The organism is Desulfuromonas soudanensis (assembly GCF_001278055.1).
In the GTDB taxonomy this organism is placed as follows: domain Bacteria; phylum Desulfobacterota; class Desulfuromonadia; order Desulfuromonadales; family WTL; genus Deferrimonas; species Deferrimonas soudanensis.
The window spans coordinates 3,733,718-3,753,579 of sequence record NZ_CP010802.1 but is presented as its reverse complement, the minus strand read 5'-3'; the positions used below and the strand labels follow the sequence as shown (position 1 = coordinate 3,753,579).

At 63.8% G+C, this 19,862-nt stretch carries 16 protein-coding genes; 5 read left to right on the top strand and 11 right to left on the bottom strand.

Annotated features, from left to right (window positions below):
• Nucleotides 1–19 precede the first annotated feature (19 nt).
• From serA to glpD, 6 genes are all read right to left on the bottom strand, one after another.
• Complete coding sequence (serA, locus tag DSOUD_RS16650; protein ID WP_053552065.1) at nt 20–1,603, bottom strand: phosphoglycerate dehydrogenase; 1,584 nt, start codon at nt 1,601–1,603, stop codon at nt 20–22.
• Nucleotides 1,604–1,822: 219 nt separating this feature from the next.
• A complete protein-coding gene (locus tag DSOUD_RS16645) occupies nt 1,823–2,023 on the bottom strand; it encodes a cold-shock protein (protein WP_053552064.1) in 201 nt (66 codons plus the stop codon).
• 226 nt (nt 2,024–2,249) lie between these two features.
• Nucleotides 2,250–2,450 (bottom strand): cold-shock protein, encoded by a 201-nt coding sequence (locus DSOUD_RS16640; RefSeq protein WP_053552063.1) that lies wholly within the window; start codon nt 2,448–2,450, stop codon nt 2,250–2,252.
• 176 nt (nt 2,451–2,626) lie between these two features.
• Complete coding sequence (locus tag DSOUD_RS18615) at nt 2,627–2,791, bottom strand: hypothetical protein (RefSeq protein ID WP_157671909.1); 165 nt, start codon at nt 2,789–2,791, stop codon at nt 2,627–2,629.
• An 86-nt stretch (nt 2,792–2,877) separates the two neighbouring features.
• Entirely contained in the window at nt 2,878–4,395 is a 1,518-nt protein-coding gene (locus DSOUD_RS16635; protein WP_053552062.1) for a leucyl aminopeptidase, read from the bottom strand.
• An 11-nt stretch (nt 4,396–4,406) separates the two neighbouring features.
• Entirely contained in the window at nt 4,407–6,032 is a 1,626-nt protein-coding gene (gene glpD / locus DSOUD_RS16630) for a glycerol-3-phosphate dehydrogenase (protein WP_053552061.1), read from the bottom strand.
• A 154-nt stretch (nt 6,033–6,186) separates the two neighbouring features.
• Between glpD and DSOUD_RS16625 the strand changes: the two genes are divergently transcribed.
• A complete protein-coding gene (locus DSOUD_RS16625; protein ID WP_053552060.1) occupies nt 6,187–7,038 on the top strand; it encodes a hypothetical protein in 852 nt (283 codons plus the stop codon).
• 74 nt (nt 7,039–7,112) lie between these two features.
• Here the strand turns inward: DSOUD_RS16625 and DSOUD_RS16620 are convergent, their stop codons facing one another.
• The 3 genes from DSOUD_RS16620 to DSOUD_RS16610 form a co-directional block, all read right to left on the bottom strand.
• Nucleotides 7,113–7,556, bottom strand: a complete 444-nt coding sequence (locus DSOUD_RS16620) for a tetratricopeptide repeat protein (RefSeq protein ID WP_053552059.1) — start codon at nt 7,554–7,556, stop codon at nt 7,113–7,115.
• A 139-nt stretch (nt 7,557–7,695) separates the two neighbouring features.
• Nucleotides 7,696–8,013 carry a TRL domain-containing protein gene (locus DSOUD_RS16615; RefSeq protein WP_053552058.1) on the bottom strand — a complete coding sequence of 106 codons (318 nt, stop codon included), beginning with the start codon at nt 8,011–8,013 and terminating at the stop codon, nt 7,696–7,698.
• A 169-nt stretch (nt 8,014–8,182) separates the two neighbouring features.
• Nucleotides 8,183–9,487, bottom strand: a complete 1,305-nt coding sequence (locus DSOUD_RS16610) for a hypothetical protein (protein WP_053552057.1) — start codon at nt 9,485–9,487, stop codon at nt 8,183–8,185.
• Nucleotides 9,488–9,774: 287 nt separating this feature from the next.
• Between DSOUD_RS16610 and DSOUD_RS16605 the strand changes: the two genes are divergently transcribed.
• The 4 genes from DSOUD_RS16605 (at nt 9,775) to fusA (ending at nt 17,055) form a co-directional block, all read left to right on the top strand.
• Nucleotides 9,775–12,192 (top strand): methyl-accepting chemotaxis protein, encoded by a 2,418-nt coding sequence (locus tag DSOUD_RS16605; RefSeq protein ID WP_053552056.1) that lies wholly within the window; start codon nt 9,775–9,777, stop codon nt 12,190–12,192.
• On the top strand, nt 12,189–12,989 hold the full coding sequence (locus DSOUD_RS16600; protein WP_232426465.1) for a GPMC system MBL fold metallohydrolase: 801 nt from the start codon (nt 12,189–12,191) through the stop codon (nt 12,987–12,989). Before DSOUD_RS16605 ends, DSOUD_RS16600 begins: the two co-directional genes overlap by 4 nt.
• Nucleotides 12,990–13,040: 51 nt before the next feature.
• Nucleotides 13,041–14,867 carry a TIGR04442 family protein gene (locus tag DSOUD_RS16595; RefSeq protein WP_053552054.1) on the top strand — a complete coding sequence of 609 codons (1,827 nt, stop codon included), beginning with the start codon at nt 13,041–13,043 and terminating at the stop codon, nt 14,865–14,867.
• 121 nt (nt 14,868–14,988) lie between these two features.
• On the top strand, nt 14,989–17,055 hold the full coding sequence (gene fusA, locus DSOUD_RS16590) for an elongation factor G (protein WP_053552053.1): 2,067 nt from the start codon (nt 14,989–14,991) through the stop codon (nt 17,053–17,055).
• Nucleotides 17,056–17,250: 195 nt separating this feature from the next.
• Here fusA and DSOUD_RS16585 read toward each other — a convergent pair whose 3' ends face one another.
• Nucleotides 17,251–18,441, bottom strand: a complete 1,191-nt coding sequence (locus DSOUD_RS16585) for a PP2C family protein-serine/threonine phosphatase (protein ID WP_157671908.1) — start codon at nt 18,439–18,441, stop codon at nt 17,251–17,253.
• Nucleotides 18,442–18,548: 107 nt separating this feature from the next.
• A complete protein-coding gene (rdgC, locus tag DSOUD_RS16580; protein WP_053552051.1) occupies nt 18,549–19,715 on the bottom strand; it encodes a recombination-associated protein RdgC in 1,167 nt (388 codons plus the stop codon).
• Nucleotides 19,716–19,862 lie beyond the last annotated feature (147 nt).

The window sequence follows — 19,862 nt, the reverse complement described above, 5'->3', positions numbered from 1 at the left end:
CGGCGCCGGGCGCCTCGTTTCAGAGCTGGACCTGAACCGCCGAGAGAATGTTTTCATTGCTCCGCAGCGCTTCGAGGATCTCTTCGGGAATCCTGCTGTCGACGTTGATCATGGAGATCGCCCGCCCTTTTATCTTGCGGCGGGAGAGGTTCATCATGGCGATGTTGATATTGGCGTCGGCGAGGATCTTGCCGATGAAGCCGATGACGCCGGGGCGGTCGTAGTTGTGAAGGACGAGGAGGTTTCCTTCCGGAACCGCCTCGACCGGGTAGTCGTCGACCCGGACGATCCGGTAGTCATCCTGGCCGAAGAGGGTGCCGCAGACGGAGCGTTGTCCCTCGGCGCCGTTGACGGTCAGGCGGATGATATTGGAGAACCCCTCGGCGGTGGCGCTCCGGGTTTCGATGACCCGCAGCCCCCGTTCGGTGGCCAGGTGCGGGGCGTTGACATAGTTGACCATGGAGCCGAGCATCGGCGTCAGCAGCCCCTTGAGCAGGGCCATGGTCAGCGGCGCCGTCGGATGATCGGTGACGATTCCGGCGTATTCAACGATGATGCTCTGCAGCCCCCGGGCCGAGAGCTGGGCCTGAAAGGAGCCGAGGCGTTCGGCGAGCTCGATGTAGGGGCGGATGACCCCAAGGAGGTCGGCGCTGATGGACGGGACGTTGATGGCGTTGGTGACGATCCCCCGCTGCAGAAAGTCGGTGATCTGGTGGGCGACCTGGACCGTGACATTGACCTGGGCGTCGAGGGTTGCGGCGCGCAGGTGGGGGGTGCAGATGACCTGTTCGAGGGGGAGGAGCGGGTTGTCCCCGTCAGGAGGCTCCTTGCTGAAGACATCGAGGGCGGCGCCGGCGACCCGTCCGGAACAGATCGCCTCGGCCAGGGCCTCCTCGTCAATCAGCCCACCGATGGCGCAGTTGACGATGCGGCAGGACGGTTTGACCTTCTCCAGCGCTTCGCGGTTGAGCAGTCCTTCGGTCTCGGCGGTCAGCGGGAGGTGGAGAGTGATAAAGTCGGAGCGCTCCAGCAGCTGGTCGAAGTCGACCTGTTCGGCCTCCATCTGGCGGACCACCTCGTCGGCGAGGTAGGGGTCATAGACGACGACCCGCATCTTCAGCCCCAGGGCCCGTTCGATGACCAGCCGGCCGATCTTGCCGGCGCCGATGACTCCGAGGGTTTTGCCGGATATTTCGACGCCGAGAAAGCGATCTTTTTCCCAGCGGCCGCTCTTGGTGGAATGACTCGCTTCGGGGATCTGCCGGGCCAGGGCCATGATCATGGCAATGGTGTGCTCGGCGGTGGTCGTGGTGCTGCCGAAGGGGGTGGTGACGATCACCACCCCTTTGCTGTTGGCGGCGCTCAGATCCATGTTTTCGACGCCGATTCCGGCGCGGCCCACGACCTTGAGGCGCTTTGCCGCGGCGAAGACCTCGGCCGTGACCTGGGTGCCGCCGCGAACGACCAGGGCCTCGGCATCGGAGACCGCCTCAAGGAGTTCGGCGGGGGAAATTCCGGGCCTGTAATCCAGTTCGATCCCTTGGGCTTCCTCGAAGACGCTGAGTCCTTCGGGGGAAAACTTATCGGAAACCAGCACTTTCATAGGACGAACCTGTCGGGTTGGCGCAGGGAGTGACGGGGGCGTAAATTTCACCAAGGACGTACGTTAGCAATACGGGGGGGGGGATGTCAAGATCAAAGCCGGTCCGATAGCCGCGGGATAAATGGCGGGATTCCCTTGGAGAAAGGCGGGGCGAGGGACAAAAAAAGCTCCGCGGCGACGCGGAGCTTTTTGATGGATGGAATTCCCCGACTGTTCCGGTCAGATCTTGCGGACGTTGGAGGCCTGGGGACCCTTCTGCCCCTGGGTCACGTCGAATTCGACGCGATCGCCCTCGGCCAGGGATTTGAATCCCTCGCTGGTAATGGCGGAAAAGTGGACGAAAACGTCGGTGCCGCCGTCGTCCTGAATGAAGCCGAATCCCTTAGCGTCGTTGAACCATTTCACAGTGCCTTGTGCCATCGTCTTTCGTGCTCCTCTGCTCTCCGGTAAGGGAGGTTTTAAAAAGGTGTTTCGGTCAGGACTTTCGGGTCATGGCCGCACCTGGGGTTGACGGTCGAAATCGTTCCGGCAATACGCCGTGTGAACGGAAGACTGTCCGTGCTATTACCATGGGGCCGGGGGGATTGGCAAGGAGATTTCGCGGCAGAAGCCGCCGCTTCGTAAGCGGAACCCCGGCGCTCCCTGATCAGAGGCGGGCGACGTTTTGCGCCTGGGGTCCCTTGGGGCTGTGGATAATTTCGAAGACGACGGGGTCGCCCTGAGCCAGGGTCTTGAACCCCTCCATGCTGATGGCGGAGAAGTGGACGAAGACATCCTGCCCCCCCTCCTGTTCGATAAAACCAAATCCCTTGGCGTCATTGAACCATTTTACCGTGCCCTGTGTCATCGTCATGCTCTCCTGTTCTGTGCAAAAGAAGCAGATTTTTCCGGCCCTCCCGGGAAAATCCGGACTTTGAACACTCTAGCGGCAGGAGCGAAAATTTCAACCGCATCCATTAAAAAAAACACAGAAAATTGTTGGTCAGAGGGGTCTCCCGGACACCGGCGAAGACCTGGGAGCAGTCAGGGTTGGCGGCGCGATTTGTCGGCAGGCTTCTTCAGGAGCAGGTCCAGACAGAGGGAGCAGATCGTCGCGGTGTCGATCTCGCAGACGTCCTTGCGGATCTGATGCCCTTCTCCCTCGATCGCTCCCTGATATTCTCCGCACCAGGCACAGTACCGTAGCAAGGGCCCTCCTTTTGCGCGGTTCATTGGGGGAAATCTAGCAGGGGCCTTGAGTCTGTCAAGGATGGGGCGATAATTTCACCGGACCGTCAATCGGCCTCTCCGGGGAATCCCCCCTGCATCAGGTAGGCGAGCAGGAGACGGACGCCGACGCCGGTTCCGCCCTTCGGCTGGCAGGGGCGCCCCTTTTCTTCCCAGGCTGTTCCGGCGATATCGAGATGGGCCCAGGTGAATTCGGCGGCAAACTTCTGCAGGAAGGCCGCCGCGGTGATCGTTCCGGCGGGGCGGCCGCCGGTGTTCTTGATGTCCGCCACCTCGCTTTTGATCTGATGGCCGTAATCTTCCCAGAGGGGGAGCTGCCAGAGCCTTTCGCCGCTCCTTTCTCCGGCCTGAATCAGTTTCCGGATCAGTCCGTTGTGATTCCCCAGGATGGCGCTGGCATGGTGGCCGAGGGCGATGATGCAGGCGCCGGTCAAGGTCGCCAGGTCGATGACGACGCGGGGCTCGAAGCGCCGGGCGTAGGTCAGGGCGTCGGCGAGAATCAGGCGCCCCTCGGCATCGGTGTTCAACACCTCGATGGTCCGTCCCGAGAGGGAGGTGAGGATGTCGCCGGGGCGGATGGCGCTCCCTGACGGCAGATTTTCCACGGCCGGGATGATCCCGATGAGGTTGATCGGGAGTTTGAGCAGGGCGGCGCTGAGCAAGGTTCCCATGACGGCGGCTCCCCCGGCCATGTCCATCTTCATTTCGTCCATTTTTTCAGCAGGTTTCAGGGAAATTCCTCCGGCATCGAAGACGACCCCTTTGCCGATCAAAACGATCGGCCTGGCGTCGCCGTTTCCTCCCCGGTGCTCGAGAACGATCAGACGCGGTTCCCGGATGCTCCCCTGGGCGACCCCGAGGAGGGCTCCCATCCCTTCCACTTCCAGTTGCGCCCGGTCGAGAACGGTGCAATGCAGGGGGACCTCCTCGCTGAGCGCCCGGGCCTGGCGGGCGAGGTAGTCGGGGGATTTGACGTTGCCCGGTTCGTTGACCAGGTCGCGGGCCAGGGTGACGCCGCGGTCGATGCAGCGCGCCACCTTCAGCCCGGGGGTGGCCGCGCGGAGATCGCCTTTGCTGGAAACCAGAAGTGTCGCCCTTTCGAGCAGGGGGGGGAGCTCGCGGCCGTTTTCCGTGCGGTGACGGTCGAAACGGTAGCCGGCCAGCTGCAGCCCTTCGGCGATCGCCTGGGTCGCCGCCTCGAGGGTCATCCGGCGCAGGGGAAGGGACGTCAGGTCGATGGCGCAGGTTCCCAGCCTTCGACCCTGGAGGAAGCCGACGAGCTGACCGGCGGCCTGACGCAGACGCTCGGCGCCGAAACCCTTTTCCTTGCCGAGGCCGAGGAGGAGAATCCTCTCCTGGGCCAGGCGGCTCCCCGAGTGGATCAGCAGCGTTTCGCCCAGGCGCCCGGTGAATTCGCCGTCCTTGAAGGCCCGAGCGACGATGCCGTCGAGCCGGACATCCAAATCTTTGAGGAGCGGGGTGGAGGGTTTCCCCTCCAGCGCCGTCAGCACCAGGCAGGGGGTCTTGTGGGCGAGGGGGGAGGCGTGCTGAAGCTTGATCTCCATCGACGATCCTTTCAGGGGGTAAGGTAGCGCTTCCGGTAGCTGTTTTCCCATTCCTGCCTGCGGTCCCGGTCGATTCCGAGGCGGCTCGCCATGATTTCGGCGACGGCAGGGAGTTCGGCCAGACCCCGTCCCGGAAGGAGGGCCAGGGGTGTGCGGCGACGGAGGATATCCTCGGGCGTCCGGGCCCCTTCGAAGTCGACGGCATAGGCCACCTGGAGGGCGAGGAGGGGGGACCCGGCGACGATGGGGTACAGAAGGTCCGGCTCGGCATCGGCCATGGCCAGAAGCCGCGGAGTTCGTGATCCGTAGAGGTCGGCCAGCCCCTCCAGCCGTTCCCGGGGGAGATCGCAGGCGCTTCTCCAGAGGGGGACCTGGGTCGCCAGGTACCGGCGGAAGTCGCCGGTGGCGCCGCCGGGGAGGGGGGTGCTCCCGGTCAGGGAGGGGCCCCGGGGGCGCCCGAGAAGCTCCATGACCCGAGAGGAAACCTCCTCGGCCACCGCCCGGTAGGTGGTGTACTTCCCGCCGCCGACGGAAAGGAGCCCTGAGGCAGAGGTGAAGAGGCGATGTTCCCGGGAGGTGCGCGTCGCCTTCGATTCCTCTTCGGCCACCAAGGGGCGGAGTCCGGCGAAGGAGGAGACGATGTCGTCGCGCTTGAGTTCCGGGGTGCGCAGGTGGCGCTTGGCTTCCCCGAGCAGATAGGCGATGTCGTCCTCTGTGGGGGTGAGGTTGTCGGGATCCCGGCGGTCGTCGACATCGGTGGTGCCGATCAGGGAGAGCTCTCCCCAGGGGATGACGAAAAAGAGCCGGTCGTCCCGTCCGGCGGTCAGATAGAGCGCCTCGTCGCCGCAATTGATACGGGGAACGAGGATGTGGGTACCGCGGGTCGTGCGCAGTTTCGCCGCGTCGTCGCCATCGAGGGCACAGAGGCGGTCGAGCCAGGGACCGGTGGCATTGATGATGACGGTCGCCTCGACCTCCCGTTCCTGGCCGTCGATGCCGTCGCGCAGCCGGGCTCCGCAGACCTTTCCTCCCCTTTTCAGCAGGGAGGTCAGGGTCATGTAGTTGAAGACCTCGGCCCCGGCTTCGGCCGCCGCCAGGATGTTTTCCAGGCAGAGCCGGGCATCGTCCATGCGGCAATCCCAGTAGCGGGCCGCTCCGACAAGGCCTTCGCCCTGCAGGGCCGGCTCGCTGCGGAGGGTTTCGTCGGCCGAGAGGATGGTGTGCCGGCCGGTGTTGCGAAAGAGGGCGAGAAGGTCGTAGAGGGTCATCCCCGCGCGGATGGTGAGGAGGGAGCGGGGGTCCCCCTTGTAGACGGGGATGAAAAAGGGGAGGGGGCGCACCAGGTGAGGGGCGATGGTCTGCAGGATGCGGCGCTCGCGGCAGGACTCGAAGACCAGCCGGAAGTCGAAGCGTTCGAGATAGCGGAGGCCGCCGTGGACCAGCTTGGTCGAGGCGCTGGAGGTTCCCGAGGCGAAATCTTCCTTTTCCACCAGGGCGACACGGACGCCGCGCAGCGCCAGGTCGCGGGCGATGCCGGCACCGTTGATGCCGCCGCCGATGATCAGGGCGTCGAAGCGCTGCCGGGTCAGGCGCGAGGGGTCGCGCTGGTGGGGAGAAGGGGGGGAGTGGATGCTCATAGGGTTCAAGTCTAGCGTCCCTTGCCGGGCTTTTCAATGGCGGCGTTGACATTTGCCGGTCGGCCGATAGAATTTGCAAATTATGACGGGTCGGATGGGGTCACCTCCGTTGGAGATGAGGACCCTGTCGGACTGAAATGGCCGGGAGGTGACGATGTATCGATTGACCCAGAGAGTCCTTTTGCTGCTGCTGGTTTTAAGTCTCCTCCCGGCGTGCGCCCTGCACCGCGACGCCGGCCGGAGCGAGGTGGGGGAGTGTCCGGTCCAGGTGAACGACTATGTCGACGGCCACGGCCGGACCGGCATTCAGGGAAAGGTCTTTATCAAGGGGTCGGATGAGCCCCTGACCGCGGCCTTCGTCAACATCTATTCCGACACCATCTCCAATCTCCTCGGCCCGTCCCGGTTCATCTCGCAGCCGACCGATGCCGAGGGGTACTATTCCCTCGATCTTTCCCCCGGGACCTACTACGTCGTGGCGCGCAAGCGCATGAGCGGCCAGTCCACCGGTCCCCTTTCCCCGGGCGATTTCTACTCCGAACACCAGCGCATCGTCACCACCGTCGTCGAAGGGAAAATTTCCCGGGTCGATCTGGAGGTGGTGCCGATGAAGGCGCCGATGTTTTTCAAAAAAGAGGTGGTGGCTCGGGAAACGGATACGGGGATCCGCGGCATTCTCCTCGACCGGCCGGGGAATCCCGTCGCCGGGGGGTTCGCCATGGCGTACAGCGATCAGGACCTGAAGCGGCTCCCCGATTACGGATCGACCCTTTCCGACGCCGAGGGGCGCTTCACCATCTATCTCCCCTCCGGGGGGACCTATTATCTGGCGGCCCGCATTCACGCCTGGGATATGCCGCGCACCGGAGAGCCTTACGGCATCCTCGGCGGGCAAACCCCGACGCCGGTGGTTGTCGAAAAGGGTCAATTCGTCGAGGGATTGATCATCGAAATGGCGCCCTTTGCCGGCGAGTACAAGCCGGGGAAGAGCCGCCGCCCCTACTGACGAAGCTGTGGGAAAAAGAAAAACAGGAGGCCGGGCCCTGGAGCCCGGCTTCCTTCATTTCGAGGGGAGGTTGCTTAGCGCAGGCCGAGCCTTTCCAGCAGGAGGCCGAGGTATTTGTTGAGGGGGTTGTTGCGGGAGAGGGAGAGAATCGTCGGCGTCCCCCGCAGGCCGAGTGCCTTGAGTTCTTCGATGATCTGCGGGCTTCTCCCCTGTTTGAGCCCCTTGCGGAAGGTTTTGATCGCCTTCCCCTTCTCGCCGGCCAGGAGGTAGACCCGACCGAGGTTGAGATAGTAGAGGGGTTTGTGGGGGTCGGCCTGCAGCGCGTTGGTGCACAGGCTCAGGGCCTTCTGCATCTGCCGGTTTTCCCGGGCCATGCAGTAGCCGAGGTAGGAGAGGGCGACGGGGGAGGGGTCGAATCGGGCCGCTTTTTCGAAGTGCAGCAGGGCGACCAGGGTGTTGCCGTCCTCGATGGCGGCGATCCCCTTCTGGATCAGGGCATCGGAATCCTTGTCAGGCATGGAATGGGCCTTTCTTTTTCGATTCTGGGCGGATCGCCGCCGGGCCTGGAAAAAGGCTGTTCCCTCAAAGCTTACAAAAAAGCGCCATCCCCGCAAGAAGGGATGGCGCTCTTTTGTGAGCGTTCCTCCGGCGACGGTATTATTCGCCGTAGACCTTCAGCTGAACCCGGGAGAAGACGCCCATGATGTTCTGGGTGTGATAGTCGACATGGTGGATCTTCTTGATGCCGCCGTTTTTCATGGCGGCGCTGATGCTGACGTCGCCGCGCCCGACACCGACGATCACCATCCCTTCGGCGACGCCGACCTTGGAATAGCCGGCGGCGCTTCCCACCATCAGGGGTCCTTCAAAATCGGTGAAAAACATTCCCTGAATCGGGGTCATCCCCATGGTGCATCCGGATAAGAGAAAAAGGGCCAGGCAAAGGATCATGACGGACTTGAGACGCTTGCTCATGGGTTTGGACTCCTCCTTGCGGGATGATAAAGGGCAGGGGGCCTTGCGGAGCACTGCCGAACGAACGGGTGAATTCAGCGACTTGAAGCAGAGGAACCTTAGCAGGGAGTCTTCTGAAATTCAATAGTTTTAATGATTTTGTCCCGCCTGTTTTTTCATCCGGGAAATGCTACAGGGTACTTGACTCGAGGGAGTCGGTGATCATCGCCTCCTGCAGGCGCAGAGCGATGCGGCGCCGCATCGCGGTGGGGATTTCCACATGGAGGCAGAGGGCATCGCTGCAGAGTTTTCCTGCTTCGATCCGCTGTCGGGCATTGCCGCCGGCGCCGGGGAGCCAGCGGATATTGTCGGAGGGGAGGAAGGTGCGCTCCTCGCCGGGGAGGAGGCTGGCCACCTCGGTGCGCGGATCGATGACGCGGCCGATGAGCTGCAGTCCGCCGAGGAGAAAAAGGTGGCACCCCCTGTGGGGTTCTTCGCAGTATTGGAGATAGATCTCTGTGGACAGATCGCGCAGGATCCCGAGACCGCGGCGCAGGAGAGGGCGGGGGGTGAGGTGGAGGACGCCGCCGCGTTCAACCATCCGGCCGAGATCGTCGGTGCGGGGATAGGGAGGAAACCCGCCCAGCCCCACCACCAGCCGGTAATCGTCCGTCCGGGTGCCGACGCAGCCGTGGATATCGATGATCAGTTGCGGGGACGACAGGCCGAGGAGGGCGGCATAGCGACGGAAGCCTTCTTCCATCTTGTAGCAGTAGGGGTGCCCCTGGCCGTCAACGTAGGGGTAGATGACGTCGATGTTGCTGGGATTGAGGGGAACGCCCCATCCCTTGAGAATTTCCAGATTCTCGTCGGTGAGGGGCTCGCGGCCGGAAAATCCGAGATTGATCGCCGCCGCATCCCCCTTGCCGGCGCGGAGAAAATAGAGGGCGACTTCGAGAGTGTGGGGATCGTAGGGCCCGTGGGTGGCGGTCAACAGCGCCGTGCCGGGATCGATTCCGCCCCGGCGCCGCAGAAGGAGGACTCCCCCCGAGCCGTCGGCTTCGAAGCGGCACTCGAATCCCTCGAGGCGACGGTCGCAGGCGATCCAATCCGAGCTCGAAGTCGGGACGGCGCCGAAGAACTGCCGCAGAACCTTTTGCCGCCACAACGGGATGAAGCGCAGGGCCCTGTCGGGGAGGCGGTAGTAGACGGTGTAGCGGGGGACGTCGAGATAGACCCGGATCCCCCGGCGGAAGAGGAGTTGCCGGTTGTAGTTGTTCTGGGTGGTGTCGAGGACCCGCTCGGTGATCTCCTCCATCGCGGCAAAGGTCTCCTCCGGGGGGGTCTCGTCCAGGAGTTCCACCCGTTTCAGGTGGCGGTAGTCCTCCCGGCCGATTTCGACCTCCAGGCGATTGAGATGCCTGTAGAAGGGGGCGGCTTTGTCCACGGTGAAATGGCTGACGAAAAGGCTCGGGATGTCGGGGCGTCGGGGCATGGTCCGCTCTCCTTGCGGGAAGACACCTCAAGGATAACCGGTGCCGAAGCGGGGGGCAACGACGAACGGGGCGGAAGGGGGTTTTCGAAAGATCCCTTGCCCCTTCATTCCCGAGCAAAAAGGCGTATAAATAGTTGCCACCCGTTATTAAAAGGTGTTATTTTGCACCGGGGTCCGGTCTCAGCCGACCCTTCCCAAAGTTCCAGGGCGGGCGGCGCCGAGTCGAGTGCCCCCCGCCGGTCGGGAACTCCTCTGTGAACCTCTTAGAGTTATCCAAGGGTGTGGCAATGGTCGGGTTGTTGAAGTTGCGCGGGAAAATCCTTCTGTCCCTGATCGGTCTTTCCGTCATCCCCCTGGCGGCCGTCGTCCTGGTGGTTCTGCAGCTCACCGGCGATCAGCTCGAGCGAGAAATGGAGGAGCGGGCGGCGGGAGTCGCCGATTTCGTGGAGATTTCCACGACCCTTTCCCAGCGGGAATACGGCAACTATATCCAGCTCATGTCCCGCAACGCCGAGGTGGTCAATACCGTCTACTATGCGACCCTGAGCGGCGAGACAGAAGGGTTGCAGGCGATTGCCGAAGAGGCCCAGAAGAGCTACGGGTTCGATCTCGTCGAGATCCTCGGGGCCGACGGCACGCTGATCTTCCGTTCGGTCACCACCGAAGGGCTGCCGGCAGTCACCGGCAGGGAGCACCCGGTCATCCAGGACAGTCTGGAGGGGGAGTCGTCCTATGCCCTGGGAACCTTCGACGGCCAGCTCGGAGTCGTCACCGCCTCTCCGGTGGCGACTCAGCAGGAGGTCATCGGCCATCTGGTCGGCGTCTCCTTTCTCGACAAGGGTTTCGCCAATAAGCTCAAGGCCCTCAGCCACTCCGAGGTCGCCTTCTTCGATGAGAAGGGCGTCTACGCAACCACCCATGAAGGTCTGCAAGGCCTCGACCTGACCATCTTGCAATCGAGCGCCAGCGAACTTGAGGAAATGGGGCGGGGGATCGTGTCGAGCCGCCAGATCCGTCGCATGACCATCGGTGGGGATCCCTTTGCCCTGATCGCCAATTCCCTGGGGAGCGGGCAGGCCGGCGTCCTTCTGGCCATCGATATCTCGGAGATGGTCTCGTCCCAGGAAAAAACCCGTCAGCTCCTCTGGCTCCTCCTCCTCGTCCTCGGCACCGTCGCCGGTCTGATCGGCGTGGTGATCAGCCGCGGGATCACCCGCCCCCTGGCGGAGGTCGTCGCCAACTTGAAAAACATCGCCGAAGGGGAGGGGGATCTGACCCAGATCCTCCAGGTCAGCTCCCGGGACGAGGTGGGGGCCCTGGCCGAGAGTTTCAACGCCTTTGTCGCTCGCCTGCGGGAGATGGTGCAACGGACCCGGACGGTTTCGATCGATCTGGTCGGGGCGACGGAAAAAATCCGCACCTCCAGCAACGAGGTCAATGCCGGAGCGATCCGCCAGTCTCAGGCGTTGGAGGAGTCCTTCCGGGCCATCCAGGGGATCGACAGCGCCGTCTCCGGGATCGCCGAGAGCACCGGCGTCCTGGTTCATGCCGTCGAGGAGAGCTCGTCGGCGACCCTGGAACTCGGGGCGACGATCGAGGAGATCGCCTCCCAGATGGAAAAGCTCTTCGGGACCGTCGACGAGGTTTCCAGCTCCATCAGCGAAATGTCCGTCGCCAGCCAGCAGGTGGCGGAAAATGTCGAGATCCTTACCTCCTCCACCGAGGTGACCGCCTCCTCCATCATCGAGCTCGACGCCTCCATCAAGGAGATCGAGGAAAACGCCGAGCGCACCAACCGTCTCTCCGAAGAAGCGGCCCGCGACGCCGAGGAGGGGAAGGCGGCGGTGGACGAGTCGATCCGGGGGATCGGTGAGGTGCGTCAAACCGTTGACCGGGCCAACGAGGCCATCAAGGTGTTGGGGAAGCAGTCGGACGCCATCGGCAAGATTCTCAATGTCATCGACGAGGTCGCCGACCAGACCGGCCTTCTGGCCCTCAACGCAGCCATCATCGCCGCCCAGGCGGGGGAGCACGGCCGGGGTTTTGCCGTCGTGGCCGTGGAAATCCGCCAGCTGGCCGACCGCACCGCGGTTTCCACCCGGGAGATCGGGACGATTATCGGCGGCTTGCAGGCCGGAACCCGCGCAGCGGTCGATGCCATGACCGCCGGCAGCGAGCGGGTCAATCGGGAGGTGGAGCGATCCAAGGTGGCCGGTGCGGCCCTGGAAAAGATCCGCAACAGTACCCTCAAGGCCTCGGAGCAGGTGCAGGGGATCGTCCGCGCCACCCAGGAGCAGTCCCGGGGGAGTCGGCAGATCACCGATTCGATCAACCAGGTCGCCACGATGCTCGGGCAGATCGCCACCGCCGTCAAACAGCAGACCGAAGGGAGCCGGCAGTTGGCCCGCGCCGCCGAGGCGATGAGGGAAATCGCCTCCCAGGGGAAGATCAGCACCCGGGAGCAGGCCAAGGGGAGCCATCAGATCGGCGCCAGCATGGAGCAGGTGCGCAACATGATCGAGCGCATCGACGCGGCGACCCGCGAGCAGACCCAGCGCAGTGCCCAGGTCGTCGAGGCCGTGGCCAGCATCCGGGCGATCGCCGAAGGGAATGCCGCCCGCACCGCCGAACTCGACCAGGTCATGGCCATCCTTTCCCGGCAGACCGCGGCCCTTGAAGACGAGGTGGGTGCATTCAAGGTATGAGCGAGGCGCTATTGACCCTGACCATTCTCGGCTCGGGGACCAGCACCGGGGTTCCGGTGATCGGCTGTTCCTGCCCGGTCTGCCTCTCGACCCGGCCGGAGAATTCCCGCACCCGGTGCAGCGCTCTTCTCTCCTGGGGGGGAAAAAACGTCCTCCTGGACACCTCCACCGACCTGCGGCAGCAGATGCTGCGGGAGGGGGTTCGGGCCATCGACGCCGTTCTCTACACCCACACCCACGCCGATCACGTCCACGGCATCGACGATCTGCGGGCCTTCAACCTCACCGGCGGCGAGGCGATCCCCATCTTCGGCTCCAAGGAAACCATCGCCCTGATCCGCCGGAATTTCGGTTATATTTTCGAAGAGGACGTTGAACCGGGGTACCGGCCGCGCCTCGTCACCCGAGAAGTCGCCGCCCCCTTCCAACTCTTCGGCGAGACCGTCCGCCCCCTGCCGCTGCGCCATGGCGGCACTTGGTGCCTCGGCTACCGCATCGGGCCCCTTGCCTACCTCACCGACTGCAGCGCCATCCCGGCGGAGACGGAACGCCAGCTGCAGGGACTCGAGGTTCTGGTCATCGATGCCCTGCGCTTCCGGCCCCATACGACACACTTCAATATTCCCCAGGCGCTCGAGGTCGCCGGACGCCTGGGAGCCAGACGCACCCTGCTCACCCATCTGAGCCACGAGGTGGAACACCTGCGCGATTCGGCCATTCTCCCCGCGGGGGTCGAGTTTGCCTGCGATGGCCAGCAATTGACCCTGAATCTCGGAACGAAAGCGGCCACCCCTTGAACCTGAGCCCGCAAGGGCTTCATGTTTCGTAAAAATCGGGAAAAGACCTCTATGCATCAGGAAATCCGCCTCCACGGCCACGTCAACGAGACCATTGAATATTTCGCCACCGCCGCCGCCCGGGACGCCTACCGCTGCTATTTTTACGAAACCCCCGGCAACACCATGCGCTTCTTCTCTCCGGGGAACGAGTTCGTCCTCTCCCGCGACGGCATCAGCCACCGGGGGAACGGCGGCACTTTTTGCGAATACATGTTCGGGGTCGATCTTCCCCTGGCCGATCTGGCCAAGGGGGACGTGCGCAACCGTCTGGTCCTCTACGGGGCGACCTTTCAGGAGGGCGGGTCGTTGCAGTTCACCGACCATACGGAAGGGGTGCAGAGCTACGACCGGATTTTTCTCGACGGCAATGCGGTCGCCAACTACTTCATCTTCCTCACCGGCTCCGTTTCCGGACCCCTCCAGGAGCAACAGGAGGGGATCCTGCGTCTCCTCGGCAAACTTCTCAAGCGCACTTCCTGTCTGGAGGACGGGGACGACGCCAACCTCACGGACGAACTCTTCGGTCTTCTCGGCCACAAGAGTTCCCTTTACCTGATCAAGCTGATCAACAAAAAGCACCGGCTCTACCAGGAAAACTTCCGCGAACTCTACTATGCCCACAAGTCGATTCCCGATCACGAGTTCGCCCGCCTGCAGCTCCTGGCGGAGAGCCTCGGCGTCGACAAGTACCAGCAGGAGCGGATCCGCATCGATGTCATGTACAAGGACCCCGACAACCGGCGGATCGTCGACGAGTACAAGAACTTCCTCATCGAATGCAACCGCAAGGGGAGCATCAGCACCCAGGAAAAGGCCCGTCTCACCCGCCTCAAGACCCTGTCGGTGCGCAACAAGATCCCCTCGGCGCTTTTTTATACCCTCGACGAGATGCTCAAGCACGACAAGCTGGTCGATTCGGATGAGCAGGACTACATCTCGGAAACCCGGGAGATTCTTGCCGGACTCTTTCTCCAGGAGCAGCAGATCGACGCCAGCATCGACAGCGAGGATATGGTCAAGCTCCTTTACGCCAAGCGCCGGGCCACCGAGAACCGCGATCACACCTTCGAGCATATCCTCCTCGAGACCGGCAAGGCCTGCGACGAAAAGATCCGCGACGGCGCCGATCTCTCCCTTCTCGAGGGATTTTCCTATATCGTCACCTACTTCGACCGTTACGACAGCGCCTCGGCCCACATCAATCAGCTGGCCTTCATGGAGAACGTCCGCTTCACCGAGGAGTTTGTCCGCAGCCTTCTCGGCAACAAGAAGGCCTTCGACGAACTGTCTCCCAAGCTCTTCGAGGCCCTCTTCTTCAACGATATCAGGGACAACAAATACCTCGGCCTCTACGGCCGCAAAAAGGTCGTTTGTCTGCAGAAGGGGATTACCGCCATCGAAGACGGGCGTCTGACGATCGCCGGTCTGCTGCAGCAACTCGGCGAACTCAACCAGCAGGAGCGCCTCTACGGCATGCTTTTGTCCCACGTCAAGGAGCGGATCCGCAACTTCTACTCCCGCTACAACACCCGGGCCGAGCAGGAGGCGCTGCGTCTCGAGGTGGCCGAGGAGATCCGCAACAAGGGGCTCTCCGACGGCGAAATCCCCGACGGCCTCTTCCGCGACGTGGTGGTCAATATCAAGAAGGAGGCGGTCTACCTGCACAATCTCCTGCCGGGGATCGTCGCCGGTCGCGATATCGCCCTGCGGGAGGATTTCCTCGAGAACAGCGGCCTCGACCGCTTCTACGTCGAGGAGCTGGAGCGGGAATATTTCGAGCTCAACAACCTCGACATGGAAGACCTCTACCAGATCCGCAAGGGGTTCAACGCCTGACAACCGCCTGAAACAACTCCCCTCCCGTTGCCTCGTCCTCCGGATCGGCTATAGTTCCCTGTGTCCCCCCAAAGGGATTAACCAAGCGGGACACGAGCCAACCATCCGACGGCGAGGCACCATGACCCATCCCCCCCTGGACGCGATCCGCAACATCGGCATCATTTCCCATATCGACGCCGGCAAGACCACGGTCTCCGAGCGCATCCTCTATTATTGCGGCGAGATACACCGCATGGGGGAGGTCCATGACGGCCTGGCGACCATGGACTGGATGCCCCAGGAGCAGGAGCGCGGCATCACCATTACCTCCACAAGCACCAGCTGTCGCTGGCGCTCCTGGTGGATCAATCTCATCGATACCCCGGGACACATCGACTTCACCGTCGAGGTCGAACGCTCGCTGCGGGTCCTCGACGGCGCCGTGGCGGTCTTCAGCGCCGTGGAAGGGGTCCAGCCGCAGAGCGAATCGGTGTGGCGTCAGGCCGACCGCTACCGTCTCCCCCGTCTCTGCCTGATCAACAAGATGGACCGTGTCGGGGCCGACCACCAGGCCGTTCTCGAGCAGATTGCCGAACGTCTGCAGGCCCGGGCGGTGCTGCTTCAGCTCCCCGTCGGCCAGGAGGGTTCCTTCTCCGGAACCGTCGATCTCCTCGGGGAGCAGATGCTCTCCTATTCCGAGACCGACCAGGGGGCGACGGTGGAGATCAGCCCCATACCCGGGGAAATGCAGGGGGCCTGCGACGCCGCCCGCGCCCGGGTGATGGAGGCGGCCGCCGACTTCGACGATACCATTCTCGAGGATTTCCTCGAGGGGCGGCCGGTGACCGGCGAACGCCTCACCGAGGCTTTGGCGCGCGGGGTCCGTCAGGCCCGGATTTTCCCGGTCTTTCTCGGCGCGGCGCTGCGCAACAAGGGGATCCAGCCCCTTCTCGACGCCATCGGCCTCTTTCTCCCCTCCCCCCTCGAGGTTCCGTCCCCTCTGGCCAGGGATCCACGAGGGGAACTCCCCGACCGGCTCCTTGCCTGCGATCCTTCGTCCCCGCTCTGCGCCCTGGCCTTCAAGGTCGTCGCCGACGAGGGGCGCAAGCTCACCTATCTGCGGCTTTACTCGGGTATCCTGCGCAGCGGTCAGGCGGTTCTCAACGGCCGCACCCAGACCCAGGAAAAAGTCCCCCGCCTCTTCCGGATGCACGCCCATAAACGCGAACAGATCGATGAAGCCCGGGCCGGAGACATCGTTGCCGCCGCCGGCCTCAAGGAAGTGCTCACCGGAGACACCCTCTGTTCCCCCGAGGACCCCAGGGTTCTGGCGGGGCTCAATCTCCCCGAGCCGGTGGTTTCCCTCGCCGTCGAACCCCGGGGGGTCGACGATCGGGAAAAACTCCTCCCGGCCCTGGAAAAGCTGCAATGGGAAGACCCGACCTTTCGCGTCCGGGAGGACGGCGAAACCGGCCAGACGGTTCTCACCGGAATGGGAGAATTGCACCTCGAGGTGATCGTCGACCGCCTCTCCCGCGATTTCGGCGTGCAGGTCAAGACCGGTCGTCCCCAGGTCGTCTACCGGGAGACGGTGCTGCGGCCGGTCCGGCGGCATGAGGTCTTTCAGCGGGAGATCGACGGCAGGATGCAGGGGGGGGAGGTTCTGCTCCTCCTCTCCCCCCTCCCCCGCGGCCAGGGGGTGAAGATCCGCATCGAGGAGGAGGGGAACCCCCTCCCTGCGGAGCTTCTGGCGGCGTTGCGCGAGAGTCTGTCCGCCGGCTGCCGGGGCGGCGTGATTTCCGGCTACCCTCTCACCGACATCGAGGTCCAGGTCCTCGAGGCCCCCTTCGTGGCCAACCTCACCAGCGAGACGGGGATCCGCGCCGCCGCCCAGAAGGGGCTGGCGCTGGCGGCCCGGGAGGCGGGGCCGACGCTTCTCGAGCCGGTCATGGCGCTGGAGCTGGTGGTCCCCACCGATTCGGCCGGGAGGGTCCTCGGCTCCCTGCAGCAGAAGCGGGGGAAGGTGGAGGGGATGGCGTCGCGCGGCAGCCTGGAGACGATCCGTGCCCGGATTCCCCTGGCGGAGATGTTCGGCTACATGACCGAATTGCGCAGCGCCACCAAGGGGCGGGGGACCTACACCATGGAGTTCGCTCATTTCGATCAGGCCCCGGAGGAGACGTTGCGCCGCTTCGGCTTTCTCTGAGGGTCCCGAAGGTGGAAATACAAAAAAGGGAGGGCGACCCTGCGGGACCCCTCCCTTTTCTTCATTAAAAACAAAGATTTCAACGCAGAGTCGCAGAGTCGCAGAGTGCGCAGAGAAATCATCAGGAAAAGGGGCGGGTTTTCTCCGCGCCCTCTGCGTTGACAGACCTTTTTTGCTTGATTCGGATTTCAGGATTCAGGAGGCGCCGGTGAATTCGATGCCGAGAAGGGTGACGTCGTCCCGGACCGCGGCGCCGCGGCCGAAGGCGTAGAGATCCTCGATGAGGCGTCCGCAGGCCGGATCGAGGGGGCGGCGGCGCTGGCTGGAGAGCTTGCGGAAGAGGCGCTCCTCGCCGTAGAAAGCCCCGGCCGGATCCATGTATTCGGTGATGCCGTCGGAGTAGAGGAAGAGCCGGTCGCCGGGGGCGAGGACGAGTTCCCCCTCCTCGAAGGGGATGATGTTCCCCATGCCGATCACCGGTCCGCCGCGGAGGAGCGGCTCGCTTTCGCCGTCGGCGCGAACGAGCAGGGGGGGAGGGTGGCCGGCGCAGCTGTAGGTCACCTGCCCGGAGACGGTGTCGAGGAGGACGTAGGCGATGGTGAAGAATTTTTCGAAGCGTTCGAAGGGGTATTCGCGGTCGAGGTCGACCAGGACCTCCGCCGGGGAGGGGATCCGGTAATAGGGGGGAGCGGCCAGGGCCCGCTTGACGATGCGTCCGGTGTGGAGGGAGAGGCTTTGATAGACGGAGACGGTGACCATGGCCGCCGAGACTCCGTGGCCGCAGACATCGAAGAGGTAGACCATCACCGTGCGTTCGTCGAGGTGCACCACGTTAAACAGGTCGCCGCCGGCATGGGCGCAGGGGAGAAACCTCCAGGCGAAATGAAGCGGGCCGATTTCCGGGAGGCGCGGCGGCAGCAGGCTGGTCTGGATCAGGGCCGCCGAACGGTGGTATTCGGCGATTTCCTGCTGTTTCTCCAGGAGCAGGCCATGGGCGAGATTGACTTCGTAGGTCAGGCGGCGGATGGTGAGCTGACTGTTGACCTTGGAGAGGACCTCTTCGTAATCCTCCAGGGCGACAAGGGTATCGGTCCCCCAGGGCGCCAGATCCTTCATGGCCGCCGGGGCGCAGCCGCTGGAGGAAAAAAGCAGGCAGGGGACCCCCTCCCTCTGGCAGCGGCGGCCGAGGTCGTTCCAGCTCCCGGAAGGTTCCCGGGAAGCCAGGGTGACGTCGAGGAGGATGAGGGCGGGAAATTCGCCGAGGAGTTCGGTTGCCCGGGCGACTCCAGAGGCGAGCTGGACCTGGAAACCGGCGGCACGCAGGATGGTCCCCAGGGGAGAATCCCTGGAGGACCCGGCCTGGGCAATGAGGATTTTTTCCGCCATGGCGACGTCCGGAAAAGGATGGAAGAGGAAAGGATGTTCCAAGTATAGCCGTTTGCCCGCCTCCTTGCCACGGCTCACCCTTCGGTCCGGAGAGCCACGGCGTCTCCTCAGTCCTCCTGCAGCCAGGCGGCGATGGCCTGATTCAGGGCCCCCCAATCGGCGCCGAGGCGCAAAGAGAGGAAGGTGGCAAGGAGGCTGTCGAAGAGCTGCAGACCCTCCTCGAGGACATGCATGCGCTCATAGAAGATGGCAATCTTCTCGTTGTCCTGGTCCGTATGGGCGTCCTTTTCCAGTTTGACGGCCGGGGCCTTGAAGGAGGCGAAGTGAAAGAGACTCCCTTTCAGTGTCAGCTTCCAGAGGTGCTCCCCCTTTTCCAGATAAATGATCGCCTCGAGGATCTCCTTGCCGCCGAGGAGGGCGGTGCGGACCTCGCTGAAATGATCCTGGGGTCCGGCGACGGTGATCTTCTGCACGCCGGTTTCGCCGCCGCCGGCCAGAACCAGGCGGTCGTTGGGGTAGGCGATGAATTCCTCCCCTTCCACGGCGGGGCCGGGGCGGTTGACGGCGTAGCGGGAGTCGCCGGTCATGCTGCGGTACGTCAGCCAGCGGAGAAAATCCCAGCCGAGCCACTGGTTGTCCTTGATCAGGTCGATCACCGCCTCGGAGGTGGCGCCGTTGGCCTTTTCCAGGGCCGGCCGCAGGGCGGACTCGACGACCTGTGCGGCCCGGGCGTAGGGGTGGACGGCCACCAGGCGCAGCCCTTCGAAGGTCTGCTTGAAGAGGGTCTCGAAGAGTTCGATGACCTTGGCGTTGAGACTGGCAAAGGTCAGCCGGCCGCTGCGGGTGTCCCAGACCGCATCGTAGGTGGCGGGGGCCGGAAGCGTCCGGGCGAGGAGCGCGCCGCGCACGGCATCGCGCAACTCCTCCTTCTTGTGCTTGTTGACCCGCTGCATTCCCGGATTGGCGGCCAGATGTTCCTGCAGCGCACTCTCCAGATGGGCGCGCATCAGCGCCGCCGGAACCCGTCGCTGATCGCGGCGCAGGGTGAAGCAGAGGGAATGGTCGCGGCGGTAGACGTCCGGGTTCCCGAAGTCGTTGGCCTTGAAATCGTCGAGGTGAACCCAGCCGACGGAGAGCTCTTCGGCCCCCTGGTCGATGGGCTGGAAGGCGTTTTTGGCCAGGCGGGGTGCGGCCCAGGCGAAGAGGTCCTTGTCGGGGACTTCGCCCAGGACCTGGAACTGGCAGATACTGACGGTGTTGGCTAGGATGCCCATGTCTTTTCTCTCCCTGATGGATTGGCTGCGGCCTATGGGATACACCTTTTGGCAGGTGGGGGCAAGGGATTTGTTGACGGCTTTTCCCGGGGGCGGCTCGCCGCGGGGGGTTGCTTCCGCCGCCTGTTTGTGCGATAGTTCGCCCGA

Coding starts and splice junctions, on each gene's coding strand:
- serA (WP_053552065.1), bottom strand. CDS start 1,603: ATGAAAGTGCTGGTTTCCGATAAGTTTTCCCCCGAAGGACTCAGCGTC.
- DSOUD_RS16645 (WP_053552064.1), bottom strand. CDS start 2,023: ATGGCACAAGGCACTGTGAAATGGTTCAACGACGCTAAGGGATTCGGC.
- DSOUD_RS16640 (WP_053552063.1), bottom strand. CDS start 2,450: ATGACACAGGGCACGGTAAAATGGTTCAATGACGCCAAGGGATTTGGT.
- DSOUD_RS16635 (WP_053552062.1), bottom strand. CDS start 4,395: ATGGAGATCAAGCTTCAGCACGCCTCCCCCCTCGCCCACAAGACCCCC.
- glpD (WP_053552061.1), bottom strand. CDS start 6,032: ATGAGCATCCACTCCCCCCCTTCTCCCCACCAGCGCGACCCCTCGCGC.
- DSOUD_RS16625 (WP_053552060.1), top strand. CDS start 6,187: ATGTATCGATTGACCCAGAGAGTCCTTTTGCTGCTGCTGGTTTTAAGT.
- DSOUD_RS16620 (WP_053552059.1), bottom strand. CDS start 7,556: ATGCCTGACAAGGATTCCGATGCCCTGATCCAGAAGGGGATCGCCGCC.
- DSOUD_RS16615 (WP_053552058.1), bottom strand. CDS start 8,013: ATGAGCAAGCGTCTCAAGTCCGTCATGATCCTTTGCCTGGCCCTTTTT.
- DSOUD_RS16610 (WP_053552057.1), bottom strand. CDS start 9,487: ATGCCCCGACGCCCCGACATCCCGAGCCTTTTCGTCAGCCATTTCACC.
- DSOUD_RS16605 (WP_053552056.1), top strand. CDS start 9,775: ATGGTCGGGTTGTTGAAGTTGCGCGGGAAAATCCTTCTGTCCCTGATC.
- DSOUD_RS16600 (WP_232426465.1), top strand. CDS start 12,189: ATGAGCGAGGCGCTATTGACCCTGACCATTCTCGGCTCGGGGACCAGC.
- DSOUD_RS16595 (WP_053552054.1), top strand. CDS start 13,041: ATGCATCAGGAAATCCGCCTCCACGGCCACGTCAACGAGACCATTGAA.
- fusA (WP_053552053.1), top strand. CDS start 14,989: ATGACCCATCCCCCCCTGGACGCGATCCGCAACATCGGCATCATTTCC.
- DSOUD_RS16585 (WP_157671908.1), bottom strand. CDS start 18,441: ATGGCGGAAAAAATCCTCATTGCCCAGGCCGGGTCCTCCAGGGATTCT.
- rdgC (WP_053552051.1), bottom strand. CDS start 19,715: ATGGGCATCCTAGCCAACACCGTCAGTATCTGCCAGTTCCAGGTCCTG.